Raw genomic sequence first — 15072 nt, 5'->3', positions numbered from 1 at the left:
CCGAAAACGTCAGGCGATCTGCTCGGCCGACGCGGCTTCACCTTCATCCTCCATCAGCGCCCAGCCGCGCGGGCCCAGCGCCTCGAGCGGCTGGTAGCGCGTCTTGTACGCCATCCGATCCGCGCCCTTCACCCAATAGCCAAGATACACATAGGGCAGCCCCGCACGCGCCGCGCGCAGGATGTGGTCGAGGATGATGAGATTGCCCAGCCCCGGACGAGTCGGCAGGTCGGGGTCGAAGAAGCTGTAGATCATCGACAGGCCATCGGCCTGCTGGTCGGTCAGGCACGCGCCGATCAGCCGCCCCGGCCGCCCATCTCGCGCCGGCTCGCGATACTCGACGATGACGGTGTTGACCGGCGAATGCTCGACCATGTCGGCATAGTCCTGCTCGTCCATCCCGGCCATGCCGCCCGTCGGATGGCGATGCGTCAGGTAGCGCGACAGCAACTGGAACTGCTCGTCCGTCGCCCATGGCTTGCATGCCGCCACGTCAAGGTCGGCGCTGCGGCGGATCAGCTTGCGCTGGCTGGCATTGGGGACGAACTCGGTCGTGCGCACCCGTACTGACACGCAGGCGCTGCACCCGGCGCACGAGGGGCGATAGGCGACCGACTGACTGCGACGAAACCCGATCCGCCCCAGCGCATCGTTCAGCTCCGCCGCGTTCGGCCCCGACAATTCGGTGAACACCTTCCGCTCCTCGCGCCCGGGCAGATACGGGCACGGTGCAGCGCTGGTGACGAAGAAACGCGGAAAACGGAAAGAGGCGGTCACCGCTGACGGAACTCCAGTCGAACGCGGCCCTCGCGCGCGTGCCGTGATCGATATGAAGAGACGCCGCCCCCGTGAGAAGCCGCCGCGCCGCCGTTTTGCCGTGGATGGGTGAAGCAATTGCTACCGGCGCGGCGAAATGCCCCAATGTGGGGCAGAATATCGCGCGCCGCCGGTGGTTTGCTCAGGCAAGCTCGATCAGGCTGACCTGATATTTCGCCACGTCCAGCGCGGCGAGCAGCCGGTCGAGATGCGCGCGGTCGCGCGTCTCGCATTCCACGTCGAGGCTCAGGCCCTTCGCCGGCAGGTTGGTGAAGATGCGCTGGTGCGACAGCTCCAGGATGTTGACCCGCTCCTGGTCGAAGATGCGCGCGACATTGTAGAGCGCGCCCGGCTGGTCCTGCAGCCGGATGCGCAGCCGCGCCAGCCTGCCGGAGCGGGCGAGGTCGCGCAGCAGGACGTTGGCCAGCAGCCGGGTGTCGATATTGCCGCCGCACAGCACGATGCCGACCGACTTGCCCGCAAAGCGATCCTTGTTCGCCAGCACCGCGGCAAGGCCCGCCGCCCCGGCGCCCTCGACCACCGTCTTTTCGATCTGTAGCAACAGGCTGACCGATTCCTCCAGGCTGCGCTCGCTCACCAGCAGGATGTCGTCGACCAGCGCCTCGACCATCTTCGCCGTCACGCCGCCGGGCTGCTTCACCGCAATGCCCTCGGCCAGCGTGTCGCCGGCGCACGGAAGGTCGGTGTGGCGCAGCTTGTTGTACATCGACGGGAACAGCTCGGCCTGAACGCCGATCACCTCGATCGGATGGTCAGCCGCGCGCGCCACCGTTGCCATGCCGGAAATCAGCCCGCCGCCGCCGATCGGCACCACCAAAGTGTCGAGCGTCGGGATCTCCTCCAGCATTTCGATCGCCACCGTGCCCTGGCCGGCGATGACGCGCGCGTCGTCGAACGGATGGACGAAGGTATAGCCGCGCTCCGCCTCCAGCACCCGCGCATGGGCATAGGCCTCGTCAAAGGTCGCGCCGTGCAGCACCACCGTCGCGCCATGGCCCTCGGTCTGGACGATCTTCACGATCGGCGTGGTCGTCGGCATGACGATCGTCGCGGGCACGCCCAGCCGGTTGGCGTGATAGGCCAGCCCCTGCGCATGGTTGCCGGCCGATGCGGCGATGACGCCGCGCGCCTTGGCATCGTCGTCCAGCAGCAGCAGCGTATTGAGCGCGCCGCGCTCCTTGTACGCCGCGGTGAACTGCAAATTCTCGAACTTCAGGTAGATCGTCGCGCCGGCCAGCGCCGACAGCGTCTTGCTGATCAGCGTGGGCGTCCGAACGATGGAATCGCGAATTCGGCTGTGGGCGGCACGCACGTCCGCCATGCTGACGGGAAGGGTTTCGGTCGTCGGGTGCACCGCAGTCGCCATACGCATAGGTCCTACCAGCCGCTCGCCCCGGCATGTCGAAAGGGCTGTCGTTTCTTCGGAGAAGAAGGGCAGGGGCTTCGACATGCTCGGCCCGAACGGGATCATCGATCCTGGTTCGCAAAGGTCGCCAGTAGGAGCATCTGGCGCGCGGTGCAAACAGGCCCTATCCCGCCGGGCATGAGGATCGCTTTCATCGGCACCGGCGTCATGGGTGCACCCATGGCCGGGCATCTGGCGCGCGCCGGCCATCAGGTCACCGTCTACAACAGGACACGGGAAAAGGCGGAGGCGACCGGGCTCACCATCGCCGATACGCCCGCGGCTGCGGCGGCAGGCGCCGATGCGGTGATCACCTGCGTCGGCAATGACGATGATCTCGCCGCCGTCACCTTGGGTACCGATGGTGCGTTCGGCGCGATGGCCAACGATGCGCTGTTCATCGACCATACCACTGTTTCGGCGGACATCGCGCGGCGGCTCGCTGCGGCGCGGCCGCTCAGCGTCGACGCGCCGGTATCGGGCGGCCAGGCAGGGGCCGAAAAGGGCCAATTGTCGATCATGTGCGGCGCCAGCGAGGCCGCTTTTCTCCGCGCCCGCCCCGTGATGGAGGCCTATGCGGCGCGGATCGTCCATGTCGGCGCGCCCGGTGCCGGCCAGCAGACGAAGATGGTCAACCAGATCTGCATCGCCGGCGTCGTTCAGGGCCTGTCGGAGGCGCTTCGCTTCGCCCAGGCCAGCGACCTTGATCTCGACAAGGTGTTCGAGGCGATCTCCGGCGGCGCGGCGCAAAGCTGGCAGATGGTGAACCGCTGGCCGACCATGGCCCGCGACGAATTCGACTTTGGTTTCGCGATCGACTGGATGCGCAAGGATCTTGGCCTTGCACTGGATGAGGCGAAGCGGAACGGGGCGGTGCTGCCGGTGGCGGCGCTCGTGGATCAATTCTACGCCGAGGTACAGAAAATGGGTGGTGGCAGGCAGGATACGAGTGCGCTGGTGCGGAGGTTGCCGCGATGAAGCGCGCTCTTCTCCTGCTCGCAACGGCCGTGATGGCGGTCCCGGCGAGCGCCGATGGCTTCGTCGACAACGTCAACGGAATCGCGCCCACCGCCGACGGCAAGGTCGTCCGGTTCAAGGCGCTGCTGATCGACCAGCAGGGCCGTGTCACCCGCCTGGTGCCCCCGGGCGAGCAGCCGCCCAAGCTCAGCCGCCGCGAGCTGAAGAAGAACGCCGGCAAGCCGCTCTACGACTGGCGCATCGACATGGGCGGCAAGACGGTGCTGCCCGGCTTCATCGACGCGCACGGCCATGTCATGGGCCTCGGCTTCGGCGCGCTGTCGCTCGACCTGTCGGGCGCGCGTTCGCTGGATGAGGCGAAGGCGATGGTCGCCGCTTATGCGCGCGCCAACCCTAATCGCAAGTGGATCACCGGCCGTGGCTGGAACCAGGAGGCATGGGGCCTCGGCCGCTTCCCGACCGCCGCGGATCTCGATTCGGTGGTCGGCGACCGCGCCGTCTGGCTGGAGCGCGCCGACGGCCACGCCGGCTGGGCCAACACTGCGGCGATGCGAGAGGCGAACGTCACCGCGGCGACCGCCTCGCCTGCCGGCGGCCGGATCGAGAAGAGCGGCAATGCGCCCTCCGGCGTCTTTGTCGACGCGGCGATGCAGCTGATCGAGCGGGCGGTGCCCAAGCCCCTGCCCAAGGAGCGCGACGCCGCCTTCCTCGAGGCGCAGCAGGCGCTTCTCGCCAATGGCATCACCGCCGTCGCCGACATGGGCACCACGGTCGATGACTGGCTCAGCTATCGCCGCATGGCCGATATCGGTGCGATGCGCGTGCGCGTCATGAGCTATGCCGCCGGTGTCGATACCGCGAGCCAGATCGGCGGCAAGGGGCCGACGCCGTGGCTGTACGACGATCGCCTGCGCCTTGGCGGGGTGAAGATCTACCTCGACGGCGCGCTCGGGTCGCGCGGTGCGGCGCTGAAGGCGCCCTACGCCGATGCGGCGGGAGAGAAGGGCCTCAGCTTCCTGTCCGACACGCAGCTGCAGAACCAGATGAGCCGGGCGGCGATGGATAATTTCCAGCTCGCCGTGCATGCGATCGGCGACAAGGCCAATTCGCAGGTGCTCGATGCCATCCAGGTGCTGAACGCCACCTATGGCGGCGATCGCCGCTGGCGGATCGAACATGCCCAGATCGTCGATCCCAACGATCTTAAGAGCTTCGGCAAATATGGCACGATCGCCTCGATGCAGCCGACTCACCAGACTGGCGACCGCACCATGGCGGAGGCGCGGCTCGGCCCGGACCGGCTGAACGGCGCCTATGCGTGGAAATCGGTGCTCGACAATGGCGGCAAGCTGGCGTTCGGCTCCGACTTCCCGGTCGAGAAGCCCGATCCCTGGGCCGGCTGGGCCGCCGCCTTCACGCGGCAGGACGCCAATGGCCAGCCGCCCGGCGGCTGGCACCCGGAGGAAGCGGTCACGCGCGAACAGGCGTGGTGGGCGTTCACCGGGGGCGCGGCCTATGCCGGCTTCGCGGAAAAGAACTTCGGCAATCTCGCGCCCGGCCAGAAGGCCGACTTCATCGTCGTGGACCGCGATCCGCTTACCGTCGACGCGATGGGCCTGCGCAACATCAAGGTCGAACAGACCTGGGTCGGCGGGGAGAAGGTGTTTGATCGCGCCAAGGGCGTGAAGGTACCTGCCCAGTAAGGCCTGCTGAAACCGGGCCGATGACGCTGCCGGCAGCGCGCGTCATCGGCCAGTTCGGCTCAGCCTTACGGTTCGCTGCGCAGGTCGCCGCGATTGGCGGCGAAGCCGGGCGCCGGGCCGGTGGCCGGGCGCAGCGCCTCACGCTCCGACGCCGGCACTGGCGCCGTCGGATCGGGGCGAAAATGGTCCGGCGCCCGCTCGTTCGGGCCGGGATGATGGTCACCCTCCAGGTCCGGCGCACGATGCCCGTCCTTTGGCGCAAAGAAGCGGTCGAACAGGCCGAAATGGATCGCGCTGGCCAGCCCCGTGGCGATCGCGCCGATCGCGGTGGCAGCGCCGATCGCGACGTTGCGCTGGTGATGATCGGCCTTGAAGCGGCCGTTGCTCTCGCGTTTCTGGGTCATGCGCGCTCAACACCTGTGCCAAGCCGCGCGTTCCCCGCCTCGCCGCGCGCCCAGCCGCTTCGCACCCGGCCGCTTCGTCGCTTCATGGTTCAAAAACCGGCCGCCCGGCCCTAGATCGCGAGAACGATGCAAGGTTCCTACGGCCCGCCTGACCGGTTCAACGAAGAGAAAGCGACATTCGCGATCCGCGGCAGCGACCAGCCCGATCTGGAGGCTGGCGTGGCGGCGATCCGCAATGTCGTTCAGACGCTGCCGTTGCGCCCGGGCGTGTACCGGATGCAGGATGCGCGCGGCGACGTGCTGTACGTCGGCAAGGCGCGCGCGCTGAAGAACCGCGTCAGCAACTATACGCAGATCAACAACCTGTCGAAGCGGCTCCAGCGGATGGTGTCGCAGACCCGGTCGATGACGATCGTCACGACCAACAATGAGGCCGAGGCGCTGCTGCTCGAGGCGCAGCTGATCAAGCGCTATCGCCCGCCGTACAACGTGCTGCTGCGCGACGACAAAAGCTTCCCGTTCATCCTGCTGCGCGCCGACCACGACTTCCCGCGCATTCAGAAGCACCGCGGCGCCCGCCGTGCGAAGGGCGATTATTACGGCCCCTTTGCCAGCGCGGGCAGCGTCAACAACACGCTGAACGCGCTGCAGAAACTGTTCCTGCTCAGAAGCTGCACCGACGGCTTCTTCAAGACGCGCGACCGGCCCTGCCTGCTGTACCAGATCAAGCGCTGCTCGGCGCCGTGCGTCGGTCGGATCGACAAGGCCGGCTATGACGAGCTGGTCGCCGATTCGAAGAAATTCCTCGCCGGCAAGACCACCGACGTCCAGGCGAAGCTTGGCGCGCAGATGGAAGCTGCGGCGGCGGCGATGGATTTCGAGCTCGCCGCCGTGCTGCGTGATCGGCTGCGCGCGCTCACCTTCATCCAGGGCTCGCAATTCATCAACGCCGAAGGGGTGGGGGACGCGGACATCTTCGCGCTCGCCAGCCATGAAGGCGTGATCGGCATCCAGGCGTTCTTCATCCGCGGCGGCCAGAACTGGGGGCACCGCAGCTTCTTCCCCGCGCACACCGCCGACGTCACCGAGGAAGAGGTGATGACCCTGTTCCTCATGCAATTCTACGAGGAGGTGCCGCCGGCAAAGGCGGTGCTGGTCGATCGCGTGCTGCCGGAGGCGGACCTGCTGGCCGAGGCGCTGACGACCCAGGCCGGGCGCAAGGTGTCGATCGAGGTGCCGCAGCGGGGCACGCGCAAGCGGCTGATGGAACAGGCCTGTCGCAACGCGACGGAAGCGCTGGAACGCCGGCTGGCGGAAAGCACGACTCAGGCGAAGCTCAACCGCGAGGTCGCGGACCTGTTCGGACTCGCCGAGCCGCCGCAGCGGATCGAGGTGTACGACAACAGCCACATTCAGGGTGCCAACGCGGTCGGCGCGATGGTCGTCGCCGGGCCGGAGGGCTTCCGCAAGGGCCAGTATCGCAAGTTCAACATCAAGCAGGCGGCGACCGACGACGATTTCGCGATGATGCGCGAAGTGCTGACCCGCCGCTTCGCCCGCGCGATCGAGGAGGATCCCGATCGTGACGGCGACAATTGGCCCGACCTTGTGCTGCTCGACGGCGGGCGGGGTCAGCTGAACGCGGCCAAGGCAGTGCTGGAGGATCTCGGCATTGAGGACGTGTGTCTCGTCGGCGTCGCCAAGGGGCCGCACCACGGCCGCGAGGGGCGCGAGGTGTTTCACCTGATGGACGGGCGCGAACTGACGCTGCCGGTCAATTCGCCGGTGCTGTTCTATCTTCAGCGGCTACGCGACGAGGTGCACCGCTTCGTCATCGGCGCGCATCGCGACAAACGCGCCAAGGCGATGGGGGCGAGTCCGCTGGACGAAGTCCCCGGCATCGGTCCGGCGCGCAAGAAGGCGCTGCTGATGCACTTCGGCACCGCGCGCGCGGTGCGCAACGCCAGCCTCGCCGATCTGCAGAAGGCGCCCGGTGTCAGCGCCGGCGTCGCGCAGCAGGTGTACGACTTCTACCACGCCAAATGAGCAAAGCGGAACGGCCACGCCTTCTTCACCGTTGATGCGGCGAAGGAGACCCTCATGTCCAATCCCCCGCTCAATCCCGCGCAGACCGATCCGCTGGCGCAAACCGATGCCGACGGCAATCCGCTCGATGAAGATGCGAAGCTCGACATTGCGCTGGAAGGGTCGATGATCACCTCGGAGCCGCCGCAAATGTCCGAACCGAAGACCGCGGCGGAGGAAAAGGCCGAAAAGAACGCCGGCCACTAATTGCAGTCTACGTCGGCGGTTACATCAGGCCCTTGGCACGCAGGCTCACATGGCCGCTGGTGCCGATGATCAGGTGATCATGCACCGCAATGCCCAGGCCCTTGCCCGCATCGATGATCGCGCGCGTGATCTCGATGTCGGCGCGGCTGGGGGAGGGGTCGCCCGACGGGTGGTTGTGCACCAGAATGATCGCCGCGGAGCCCAGGTCGATCGCACGGCGGATCACTTCGCGCACATGCACCTGCGCCTGATCGATCGATCCCTCGCTCATCACCTCGTCGCGGATCAGCATGTTGCGGCTGTTGAGATGAAGCACGCGCACCCGCTCGATCACGTGATGCGCCATGTCGGCGTGGAGATAGTCGAGCAGCGCCTGCCAATTGCCCAGGATCGGCCGCGCCGCCGCGTCGGATTGAAGCAGGCGGATCGCCGCGGCCTGCGCGATCTTGATCGCCGCGACGCTGGTCTCGCCCATTCCCTGCACTCGCCGCAGCGCCTCGGCATCCGCCGTCAGCAGCCCGCCGATCCCGCCGAACTCGCGCAGCAGCGCCCTGGCGAGCGGCTTGGTGTCGCGGCGCGGGATCGCCAGCGCCAGGAGATATTCGATCAGCTCATGGTCCAGCAGCGCGTCGCCGCCACCCGCCAGCAACCGCCCGCGCAACCGCGCGCGATGGCCGTGATTGTCTGATGCGGCGGGTTCGTCGTCGGCCATTACGCGTCAGGCTAGGGCGCGCGACCCCCGCGCGCAATCGCGCCGCGGCGCGGCTGATCCCGATGGTGGACGGCGCTGCCGCAGGTCCGCCACCGTGCTTCTTCCAAGTGCCATGATCACCCCCTAGAGGTGCGCTTTGTTCTGGGATCGAGAAGGGGCATTGTGACAGCGGGAGAGGTCGCACAGCAACGCCGCCGCATGTCCCGGCGGTGGCTGCTCGTCCTCTTGCTGGTCGTGCTGCTGGGCGTTGCCGCCTTGTGGCTGTCGCGCGTGCCGATCGCCTCGGGGGTCATCGACCGCACCTTCGCCGCAAGCGATGTTCCCGCCAGCTACCGCATCGACAATCTCGGCGTCCGGCGGCAGCGGCTGACCAATGTCGTTATCGGTGATCCGGACAATCCCGATCTGGTGGCGGACTGGATCGAGACCCGGATCGCGCTGCGCGGGGGTGTTCCCGCCCTCGATGCGGTGCGCGCCGGCCATGTGCGGCTGCGCGGGCGGCTGGTGGACGGGCGCCTGTCCCTCGGCGCGATCGATCGCCTCCTGCCGGCGCCGTCCGGCCAGCCCTTCGCACTGCCGGCGCTCGGCGTCGACGTCGAGGACGCGCGGATGCGGTTGGAAACGCCGCTCGGCGTCGTCGGCCTCCGCCTGTCCGGGCGCGGCCGGCTCGATCAGGACTTCCGGGGTACACTCGCCGCGGTCGCGCCCGGCGTCACCGTCGGCGATTGCGCGATCCAGCGACCGACCGCGTTTCTCGACATCCGCGTGCGAGAGGCCGCGCCGCACGTCGCCGGCCCGCTGCGCGCCATGGCCTTGTCATGCGCCGGCATCCGCGCCGAGCAGCCGGCAGCGCGGCTGGACGCCAGCCTCAACGCCGCGCTGACTCGGTGGAGCGGCAGTGCCGCGCTCCGCAGCGGCGCGATCGCCGGCAGCGGCGCGCGCACCGCATCACTGACCGGACAGGTCGATTTCACCGGCGACAAGACCAGGACCGAGGGCCGCGCACAGCTGCGCGGCGAGCAGGTGAGCGTCGCCGGCGCCAGCAGCCGCCAGGCCGGGTTCGCCGGCACGTGGCGGCTCACGAATGGTCGCGCCATCGTGGCCGGCCGTTTCGATGGCCAGAACGTGGCGCTGCCCTCGGCGATGCAGCGCCAGCTCGCCGCCGCCGGCGATAGCGCCGCCGGTACCCCGCTCGCGCCGCTCGCGACGGCGGCTGGCACTGCTCTGGCGCGCGCGGGTGCGGACTTCACCATCACCGGCGAGGCGGCGCTGGGCACCGCCACGAACCGCCCGCTCGCGACTCTGCGCGAGCTCACCGTGCGGTCGGCCAGCGGCGCGAGGCTGCAGTTCGGCGAGGGCGGGGAAGTGATCCTCGGTCACCCCGCCGGCATCCGCGCCAACGGCACGCTTCGCCTCAGCGGCGGCGGCTTGCCCGAGGCGAGTGTCCGCATCGCGCAGCAACGTCCGGGCGGGCCGATCTCGGGCGGTGCGCAGGTCGCGCCTTATGCCGCCGGCGGCGCCCGGCTCGCACTCACCCCGGCGCGCTTCACCGCGGCCCCTGATGGCCGCACCTCGCTCCAGGCGATCGCCACACTCACCGGCCCGCTCAGCGGCGGCGTGGTGGAGGAATTGCGCATCCCGCTGGCGGCGCAGCTGGACGAGCGTGGCGCGCTGACGCTCAACCGCGCTTGCGCCGACGCCTCCTTCACCCGCCTCGCCCTGTCGGGGCTCGCATTGAGCAACATCCGCCTCGCGCTGTGCCCGGTGGACGGCGCGATGTTCCGCCTCGGTCGGGGCGGCGTCGGCGGGGGAATCGCGATCGCCAGCCCGCAGCTCACCGGCGCGCTGGGCGGAACGCCGCTGCAGCTCCGCGCCGCGCGTGCCGAATGGCGCCACGCCGGCGCATCCTTCGCGCTCGACGATGTCGCCGCCCGGATCGGCCGCACCGGCAGCGTGACCCAGCTCGATTTCGCCCGGCTGGTCGGCCGCGTCGCATCGGGCGGCATCCTCGGCACCTTCGCTGGCGGCTCGGGACGGATCGGCGCGGTCCCGCTCCACCTAGCCGACGCCGCAGGTGACTGGCGTTTCGCTGCATCGGTCCTGTCGCTGGATGGCGCCCTGTCGGTTAGCGACACGGCCGACAGCGCCCGCTTCCGCCCGCTCGCCGCGCGCACCGTGACGCTGCGCCTCGCCGACAACGTCATCACCGCCGATGGCGCGCTGTTCGAACCGGCGAAGAACGTGAAGGTCGCCAACGTCACGATCCGGCATCAGCTGTCGAGCGGCGCCGGCAACGCACGGCTCGATGTTCCCGGCATCACCTTCGGCGACGGCTTCCAGCCGGAGGAGCTTACCCCGCTCACCTTTGGCGTCATCGCCGATGTGCGCGGCAGCGTGCGCGGCGTCGGGAACATCGACTGGTCCCCCGATGGCGTGACCTCGACCGGCACCTTCGCCACCGACCAGCTTGATCTCGCCGCAGCATTCGGCCCGGTCGCCGGGATCAAGGGGCAGGTTCGCTTCACCGATTTGCTCGCACTCGAATCGGCGCCGAATCAGACCGTCACCGTCGCGGAGATCAACCCCGGCGTCGCGGTGACCGACGGCGTGATCGACTATCAACTGCTGCGCGACTTGCGGGTGAAGGTGAATGGCGGGGTCTGGCCGTTCGCCTCCGGCACGCTCACGCTGCGCCCGACGCTGCTCGATTTCTCCTCCCCGCAGGAACGCCACATGACCTTCCTGATCGAGGGGATGGAGGCGCGCCACTTCCTGCAGAAGTTCGATTTCAAGAACCTCGACGCCACCGGTGTCGCCGATGGCGTCCTGCCGATGATCTTCGACCAGAGCGGCGGGCGAATTGAAAACGGCCGGCTGGTGATGCGAGAGGGCGGCGGCAGCATCGCCTATCTCGGTGAACTGACCGAGGAGGATCTGGGCACCTGGGGCAATATCGCGTTCCAGGCGCTCCGTTCGCTTCGCTACCGCAATCTGGAGCTGGTGATGAACGGCCCGCTCGCCGGCGAGATGGTGACCGAGGTCAAGTTCGCCGGGATCAGCCAGGGGGAGGGGGCGAAGTCCAACTTCCTCGTCCGCCGCCTGCAGAAACTGCCGTTCGTGTTCAACATCCGCATCACCGCGCCCTTCCGCGGCTTGATCGATTCGGTCGCCAGCTTCTACGATCCGAAGCGGCTGATCGACCGCAACCTGCCCGCGCTGATCGAAGAACAGAACCGGCGTGCCCAACCGCTCCCGAACCAGCCGCCCGCCCGCCAACCACCCGCCATTCAGCCCTCCGCAAGCGAGATGATGCCATGAACGAAACGTTGAACATTGATGGAGGGCGCACGATCTCTGCGGTGCTGAAGGGGAAGGCCCTGGCGGCAATGGTGCTGGCCACGGGGGCGTGCGTGAACGTCTCCGCGCCGGACAAGCCGATCGTGATCAACCTCAATATCAGCGTCACGCAAGAGGTGGTGTATCGCCTCGACAGCGAGGCCAAATCGCTGATCAAGCAGAATCCGGAGATCTTTTGACATGACGAAGAAGGTGATGTGGATGGTTGCGGGGGCGCTGGCGCTCAGCGGCGTCTCGAGCGTTGCCTTGGCGCAGCGTGATCCGGCCTATGCCGCGGCGCGGGCGGCGGGTCAGGTCGGGGAGCAGCCGGACGGCTATCTCGGGGTGGTCGGCGCCGGCAATGCGGAGCTGCGCGCGCTGGTCAACGCGATCAATATCCAGCGCAAGGCCGCCTATACGCAAAAGGCGCAGGCATCGGGCGCGACGGTCGAACAGCTAGCCTTCACCAGCGGCTGCAACCTCATCCAGCAGACTCAGGCAGGTGAGAAGTACCGCACGCCCGATGGCGTGTGGCAGACTCGCGGGGCCGGTGCGCCGACCCGCGATCCGCGCTGCATCTGAGTCGGCCCCAAATGCGCCCGCTAACGGGCTGATAAGGTGCCGGCGAAGGGGGGCAAGGGGTGGCCAAGTGTTGACACCCCCGGACCCCCCGGCTAACCGGACGGCGCCTTGGCGGGCTCGCCACTTGGCTTCTTCGCGCCTGCCCAACCAATATTGGGGAGTGCGCGAATGGTCGAGAAAGAGCCCGGACCAGACTCCCTCGGCAACGATGCACGCCTCACCTCGCTCGATGAGCGGTTGAAGGCGGCGCAGGCGGACGAGGCGAGCCGGACAAAGGCGAGCGCGGTGGAATCCGACGGCGGTTATCGCCTCGGAAACCGTGTGCTCGCCGAATTGACCGGGGGAATGGTCGGCGGCGCGCTGATCGGTTGGGTGATCGACCGATTTGCGGGCACGCAGCCCTGGGGTCTGCTCGTGATGCTCGCCCTCGGGACGATCGCCGCGTTCAGAAACATCATTCGGATTTCGACCAAGCGCCCGAAGTGACAATCGGGCGCTTTCGTTAGGGAAATACAGGCGTGGCGGAAGGCGGCGGCAAGATCGATCCGATGCACCAGTTTCTGGTGGAGCCGTTGTTCGGCACCCAGGACTGGCAGATTGCCGGATACAATATTGCCTTTACGAACTCGGCCATGTGGATGGCCGTGGCCACGATCGTGCTGATCGGCTTCATGTCGCTCGGCACGAAGGGCAAGGTTGTGCCGACGCGCGGGCAGATGATGGTGGAGGGCTTCGTGCGCTTCATCGACAACATGCTGGCGCAGAACATCGGACCGGAAGGGAAGCGCTATGTTCCCTACGTCTTCTCGCTGTTCATGTTCATCCTGTTCGCCAACGTGCTCGGCCTGCTGCCGCTCGGCGTGATCGGCGTCCATCCCTTCACCTTCACCAGCCACTTCACCATCACCGGGATCCTCGCGATCCTGTCGTTCGCGATCGTGCTGGTGGTCGGCTTCTATCGCCACGGCCTTCACTTCTTCAGCCTGTTCGTGCCGCACGGCACGCCCTGGTGGCTGCTGCCGGTCATCCCGCTGATCGAGTTCGTCTCGTTCATGGTGCGCCCGTTCAGCCTCGGCCTGCGACTGTTCGTCGCAATGACCGCCGGGCACATCCTGCTGAAGGTGCTGGCCGGGTTCGTCGTCAATGCCGGCAATGCCGGCCTCGGCATCGGCCTGCTGGTGGGTATCCCCAGCTTCGGCCTGATGGTCGGCATCTCGGCGCTCGAGCTGCTCGTCGCCGGCATCCAGGCCTATGTCTTTGCGCTGTTGACCTCGCTGTATCTCAACGATGCGGTCAACCTGCACTGAGTTTTCACCTGTTTTTTCCAACCATCTGATTTTTGATAGGGAGTTACTGAAATGGACGCAGAAGCCGCAAAGCTGCTCGGCGCCGGTCTCGCGGCCGTTGGTGCTGGCCTCGCCTCGCTCGGCGTGGGCAACGTGTTCGGCAAGTTCCTCGAAGGCGCGCTGCGCAATCCGGGTGCGGCAGACGCGCAGCAGGGCCGTCTGTTCATCGGCTTCGCCGGTGCGGAACTTCTCGGTCTGCTGTCGTTCGTCGTGGCGATGATCCTGGTGTTCGTCGCCTAACATGATCCTTGACGGGGCCGGCGCCTGACGCCGGCCCTGTTCAGGCAGGATTTTCGATGCCTCAGATTTCCCAACTTGCCGCGACATGGGCGTCCCAGCTCTTCTGGCTGGTGATCACCTTTGGCATCGTCTTCTTCGTCGTGGGCCGCGGCATGCTGCCCAAGGTGCAGAAGACGATCGATTCGCGCGATCGCTCGATCGCGGCTGATCTCGCCGCCGCCTCGGCTGCGCGTGACGCTGCCGACAAGGTGGAAGCCGACTGGCGCGTGCGCGACCAGGCCAACCGTGAAAAGGCGCAGGCGCTCGTCGCCGAGGCGCGTCAGCGGGCGGCCAGGGCTACCGAGGAACGGCTGTCGCTGGCTGCCGCCGATCAGGCGCAGCAGATCGCGGCCGCTGAGGCGGATATCAAGGCGGCCACGGAACGTGCGCTGGGCGAGATCGAGACGATCGCCGCCGAAGCGGCGCAGGAGATCGTGGCCCGCGTGTCCGGCATCCAGGTGTCGACCGACGAAGCGAGGGGCGCCGTGAAGGCGTCGATGGCGAATGGCTGAGTTCATCATCCTCTCCGCCGCGACCGGCGGTTCCGCCCAGGTTGCCCAGAACCTCGCCCATGCGGCCGAGGCAGAGGGCATGACCGCCGAGGGGACCGAGGCGCTCAGCACCTCGATCGCCGAGGGCGGCCCGGACCACCACGTCGATCCGTCGCTGTTCGGCTTTGCCAATGGCACGGTGATCGTGTCGCTGGCGATGCTGGTGCTCATCATCATTCTTCTGGCGAAGAAGGTGCCGGCCATGCTGGTCGGCGGCCTCGATCGCCAGATCGCCGGCATCCGCCAGCAGCTTGACGAGGCAAAGGCGCTTCGTGCCGAGGCTGAGGCGCTGCGCGACGAATATGCCCGCAAGATCGCCGACGCGGAAAAGACCGCGGCCGAGATGGCGGAGCAGGCCAATCACGAGGCGGAAGTCATCGTGGCCCAGGCCCGGGTCGATGCCGACGAACTCGTGAACCGCCGCGCAAAGATGGCTCAGGACAAGATCGCAGCGGCTGAACGCGCCGCGGTGAACGAGGTCCGTGCCCGCGCCGCCGCCGCGGCAGCGGACGCCGCGTCGGCGCTGATCGCCGATCGGCTCGGCCCTGATGCCGACCGCGCGCTGGTCAACGGGACGATTGCCGGAATCGGTCGCCTGAACTGATCGCCTGAACAGGCAGCGGATCAGGACTGACCAGCCAAGCGGC

At 67.7% G+C, this 15072-nt stretch carries 16 protein-coding genes; 12 read left to right on the top strand and 4 right to left on the bottom strand.

Translation table 11 applies throughout. From position 1 onward, the window contains the following. Positions 1-9 precede the first annotated feature (9 nt). Positions 10-777, bottom strand: a complete 768-nt coding sequence (locus ACH0BU_RS01075; RefSeq protein ID WP_500263542.1) for an arginyltransferase — start codon at positions 775-777, stop codon at positions 10-12. A 181-nt stretch (positions 778-958) separates the two neighbouring features. Beyond that, a complete protein-coding gene (locus ACH0BU_RS01070) occupies positions 959-2203 on the bottom strand; it encodes a threonine ammonia-lyase (RefSeq protein WP_296218289.1) in 1245 nt (414 codons plus the stop codon). Between the two features lie 177 nt (positions 2204-2380). Here ACH0BU_RS01070 and ACH0BU_RS01065 point away from each other — a divergent pair, with 177 nt between their 5' ends. Together ACH0BU_RS01065 and ACH0BU_RS01060 are read left to right on the top strand one after the other, a co-directional pair. Further along, on the top strand, positions 2381-3220 hold the full coding sequence (locus ACH0BU_RS01065) for an NAD(P)-dependent oxidoreductase (RefSeq protein ID WP_500263541.1): 840 nt from the start codon (positions 2381-2383) through the stop codon (positions 3218-3220). Beyond that, entirely contained in the window at positions 3217-4923 is a 1707-nt protein-coding gene (locus ACH0BU_RS01060; RefSeq protein ID WP_500263540.1) for an amidohydrolase, read from the top strand. Before ACH0BU_RS01065 ends, ACH0BU_RS01060 begins: the two co-directional genes overlap by 4 nt. 65 nt (positions 4924-4988) lie before the next feature. Here the strand turns inward: ACH0BU_RS01060 and ACH0BU_RS01055 are convergent, their stop codons facing one another. After that, entirely contained in the window at positions 4989-5327 is a 339-nt protein-coding gene (locus ACH0BU_RS01055; protein WP_136450648.1) for a hypothetical protein, read from the bottom strand. Between the two features lie 126 nt (positions 5328-5453). Between ACH0BU_RS01055 and uvrC the strand changes: the two genes are divergently transcribed. Further along, entirely contained in the window at positions 5454-7373 is a 1920-nt protein-coding gene (uvrC, locus tag ACH0BU_RS01050) for an excinuclease ABC subunit UvrC (protein WP_500263539.1), read from the top strand. A 54-nt stretch (positions 7374-7427) separates the two neighbouring features. Further along, a complete protein-coding gene (locus ACH0BU_RS01045) occupies positions 7428-7619 on the top strand; it encodes a hypothetical protein (protein WP_046409258.1) in 192 nt (63 codons plus the stop codon). 19 nt (positions 7620-7638) lie between these two features. On the opposite strand, the gene radC is transcribed toward ACH0BU_RS01045, so the two are convergent. Then, positions 7639-8331, bottom strand: a complete 693-nt coding sequence (radC, locus tag ACH0BU_RS01040) for a RadC family protein (RefSeq protein WP_500263538.1) — start codon at positions 8329-8331, stop codon at positions 7639-7641. A 162-nt stretch (positions 8332-8493) separates the two neighbouring features. Here radC and ACH0BU_RS01035 point away from each other — a divergent pair, with 162 nt between their 5' ends. From ACH0BU_RS01035 to ACH0BU_RS01000, 8 genes are all read left to right on the top strand, one after another. Continuing rightward, positions 8494-11649 carry an intermembrane phospholipid transport protein YdbH family protein gene (locus tag ACH0BU_RS01035; protein WP_500263537.1) on the top strand — a complete coding sequence of 1052 codons (3156 nt, stop codon included), beginning with the start codon at positions 8494-8496 and terminating at the stop codon, positions 11647-11649. Beyond that, positions 11646-11867, top strand: a complete 222-nt coding sequence (locus tag ACH0BU_RS01030; protein WP_500263536.1) for a YnbE family lipoprotein — start codon at positions 11646-11648, stop codon at positions 11865-11867. The genes ACH0BU_RS01035 and ACH0BU_RS01030 overlap by 4 nt, the downstream gene beginning before the upstream one ends. 1 nt (position 11868) lies before the next feature. Continuing rightward, complete coding sequence (locus ACH0BU_RS01025) at positions 11869-12249, top strand: YdbL family probable chaperone protein (protein WP_046409261.1); 381 nt, start codon at positions 11869-11871, stop codon at positions 12247-12249. Between the two features lie 168 nt (positions 12250-12417). Further along, complete coding sequence (locus ACH0BU_RS01020) at positions 12418-12735, top strand: AtpZ/AtpI family protein (RefSeq protein ID WP_046409262.1); 318 nt, start codon at positions 12418-12420, stop codon at positions 12733-12735. 32 nt (positions 12736-12767) lie between these two features. Next, complete coding sequence (locus tag ACH0BU_RS01015; RefSeq protein WP_125944320.1) at positions 12768-13556, top strand: F0F1 ATP synthase subunit A; 789 nt, start codon at positions 12768-12770, stop codon at positions 13554-13556. Positions 13557-13607: 51 nt separating this feature from the next. Next, complete coding sequence (locus tag ACH0BU_RS01010; RefSeq protein ID WP_046409264.1) at positions 13608-13835, top strand: F0F1 ATP synthase subunit C; 228 nt, start codon at positions 13608-13610, stop codon at positions 13833-13835. Positions 13836-13891: 56 nt separating this feature from the next. Next, positions 13892-14386: a F0F1 ATP synthase subunit B family protein gene (locus ACH0BU_RS01005; protein WP_500263535.1), complete on the top strand. Its 495-nt coding sequence runs from the start codon at positions 13892-13894 to the stop codon at positions 14384-14386. Continuing rightward, positions 14379-15029: a F0F1 ATP synthase subunit B family protein gene (locus ACH0BU_RS01000; RefSeq protein ID WP_500263534.1), complete on the top strand. Its 651-nt coding sequence runs from the start codon at positions 14379-14381 to the stop codon at positions 15027-15029. The genes ACH0BU_RS01005 and ACH0BU_RS01000 overlap by 8 nt, the downstream gene beginning before the upstream one ends. Positions 15030-15072 lie beyond the last annotated feature (43 nt).

It is taken from the genome of Sphingomonas olei (genome assembly GCF_045369765.1).
Classification (GTDB): Bacteria; Pseudomonadota; Alphaproteobacteria; order Sphingomonadales; family Sphingomonadaceae; genus Sphingomonas; species Sphingomonas panaciterrae.
The sequence above is the reverse complement of the archived record's forward strand: the minus strand, read 5'-3'. Positions and strand labels throughout refer to the sequence as shown.

What these genes read in the sequence shown, in the direction of transcription:
- ACH0BU_RS01070 (WP_296218289.1), bottom strand. Translation starts at nt 2,203, where the DNA reads ATGGCGACTGCGGTGCACCCGACGACCGAAACCCTTCCCGTCAGCATG.
- ACH0BU_RS01065 (WP_500263541.1), top strand. Translation starts at nt 2,381, where the DNA reads ATGAGGATCGCTTTCATCGGCACCGGCGTCATGGGTGCACCCATGGCC.
- ACH0BU_RS01060 (WP_500263540.1), top strand. Translation starts at nt 3,217, where the DNA reads ATGAAGCGCGCTCTTCTCCTGCTCGCAACGGCCGTGATGGCGGTCCCG.
- ACH0BU_RS01055 (WP_136450648.1), bottom strand. Translation starts at nt 5,327, where the DNA reads ATGACCCAGAAACGCGAGAGCAACGGCCGCTTCAAGGCCGATCATCAC.
- uvrC (WP_500263539.1), top strand. Translation starts at nt 5,454, where the DNA reads ATGCAAGGTTCCTACGGCCCGCCTGACCGGTTCAACGAAGAGAAAGCG.
- ACH0BU_RS01045 (WP_046409258.1), top strand. Translation starts at nt 7,428, where the DNA reads ATGTCCAATCCCCCGCTCAATCCCGCGCAGACCGATCCGCTGGCGCAA.
- radC (WP_500263538.1), bottom strand. Translation starts at nt 8,331, where the DNA reads ATGGCCGACGACGAACCCGCCGCATCAGACAATCACGGCCATCGCGCG.
- ACH0BU_RS01030 (WP_500263536.1), top strand. Translation starts at nt 11,646, where the DNA reads ATGAACGAAACGTTGAACATTGATGGAGGGCGCACGATCTCTGCGGTG.
- ACH0BU_RS01025 (WP_046409261.1), top strand. Translation starts at nt 11,869, where the DNA reads ATGACGAAGAAGGTGATGTGGATGGTTGCGGGGGCGCTGGCGCTCAGC.
- ACH0BU_RS01020 (WP_046409262.1), top strand. Translation starts at nt 12,418, where the DNA reads ATGGTCGAGAAAGAGCCCGGACCAGACTCCCTCGGCAACGATGCACGC.
- ACH0BU_RS01010 (WP_046409264.1), top strand. Translation starts at nt 13,608, where the DNA reads ATGGACGCAGAAGCCGCAAAGCTGCTCGGCGCCGGTCTCGCGGCCGTT.
- ACH0BU_RS01005 (WP_500263535.1), top strand. Translation starts at nt 13,892, where the DNA reads ATGCCTCAGATTTCCCAACTTGCCGCGACATGGGCGTCCCAGCTCTTC.
- ACH0BU_RS01000 (WP_500263534.1), top strand. Translation starts at nt 14,379, where the DNA reads ATGGCTGAGTTCATCATCCTCTCCGCCGCGACCGGCGGTTCCGCCCAG.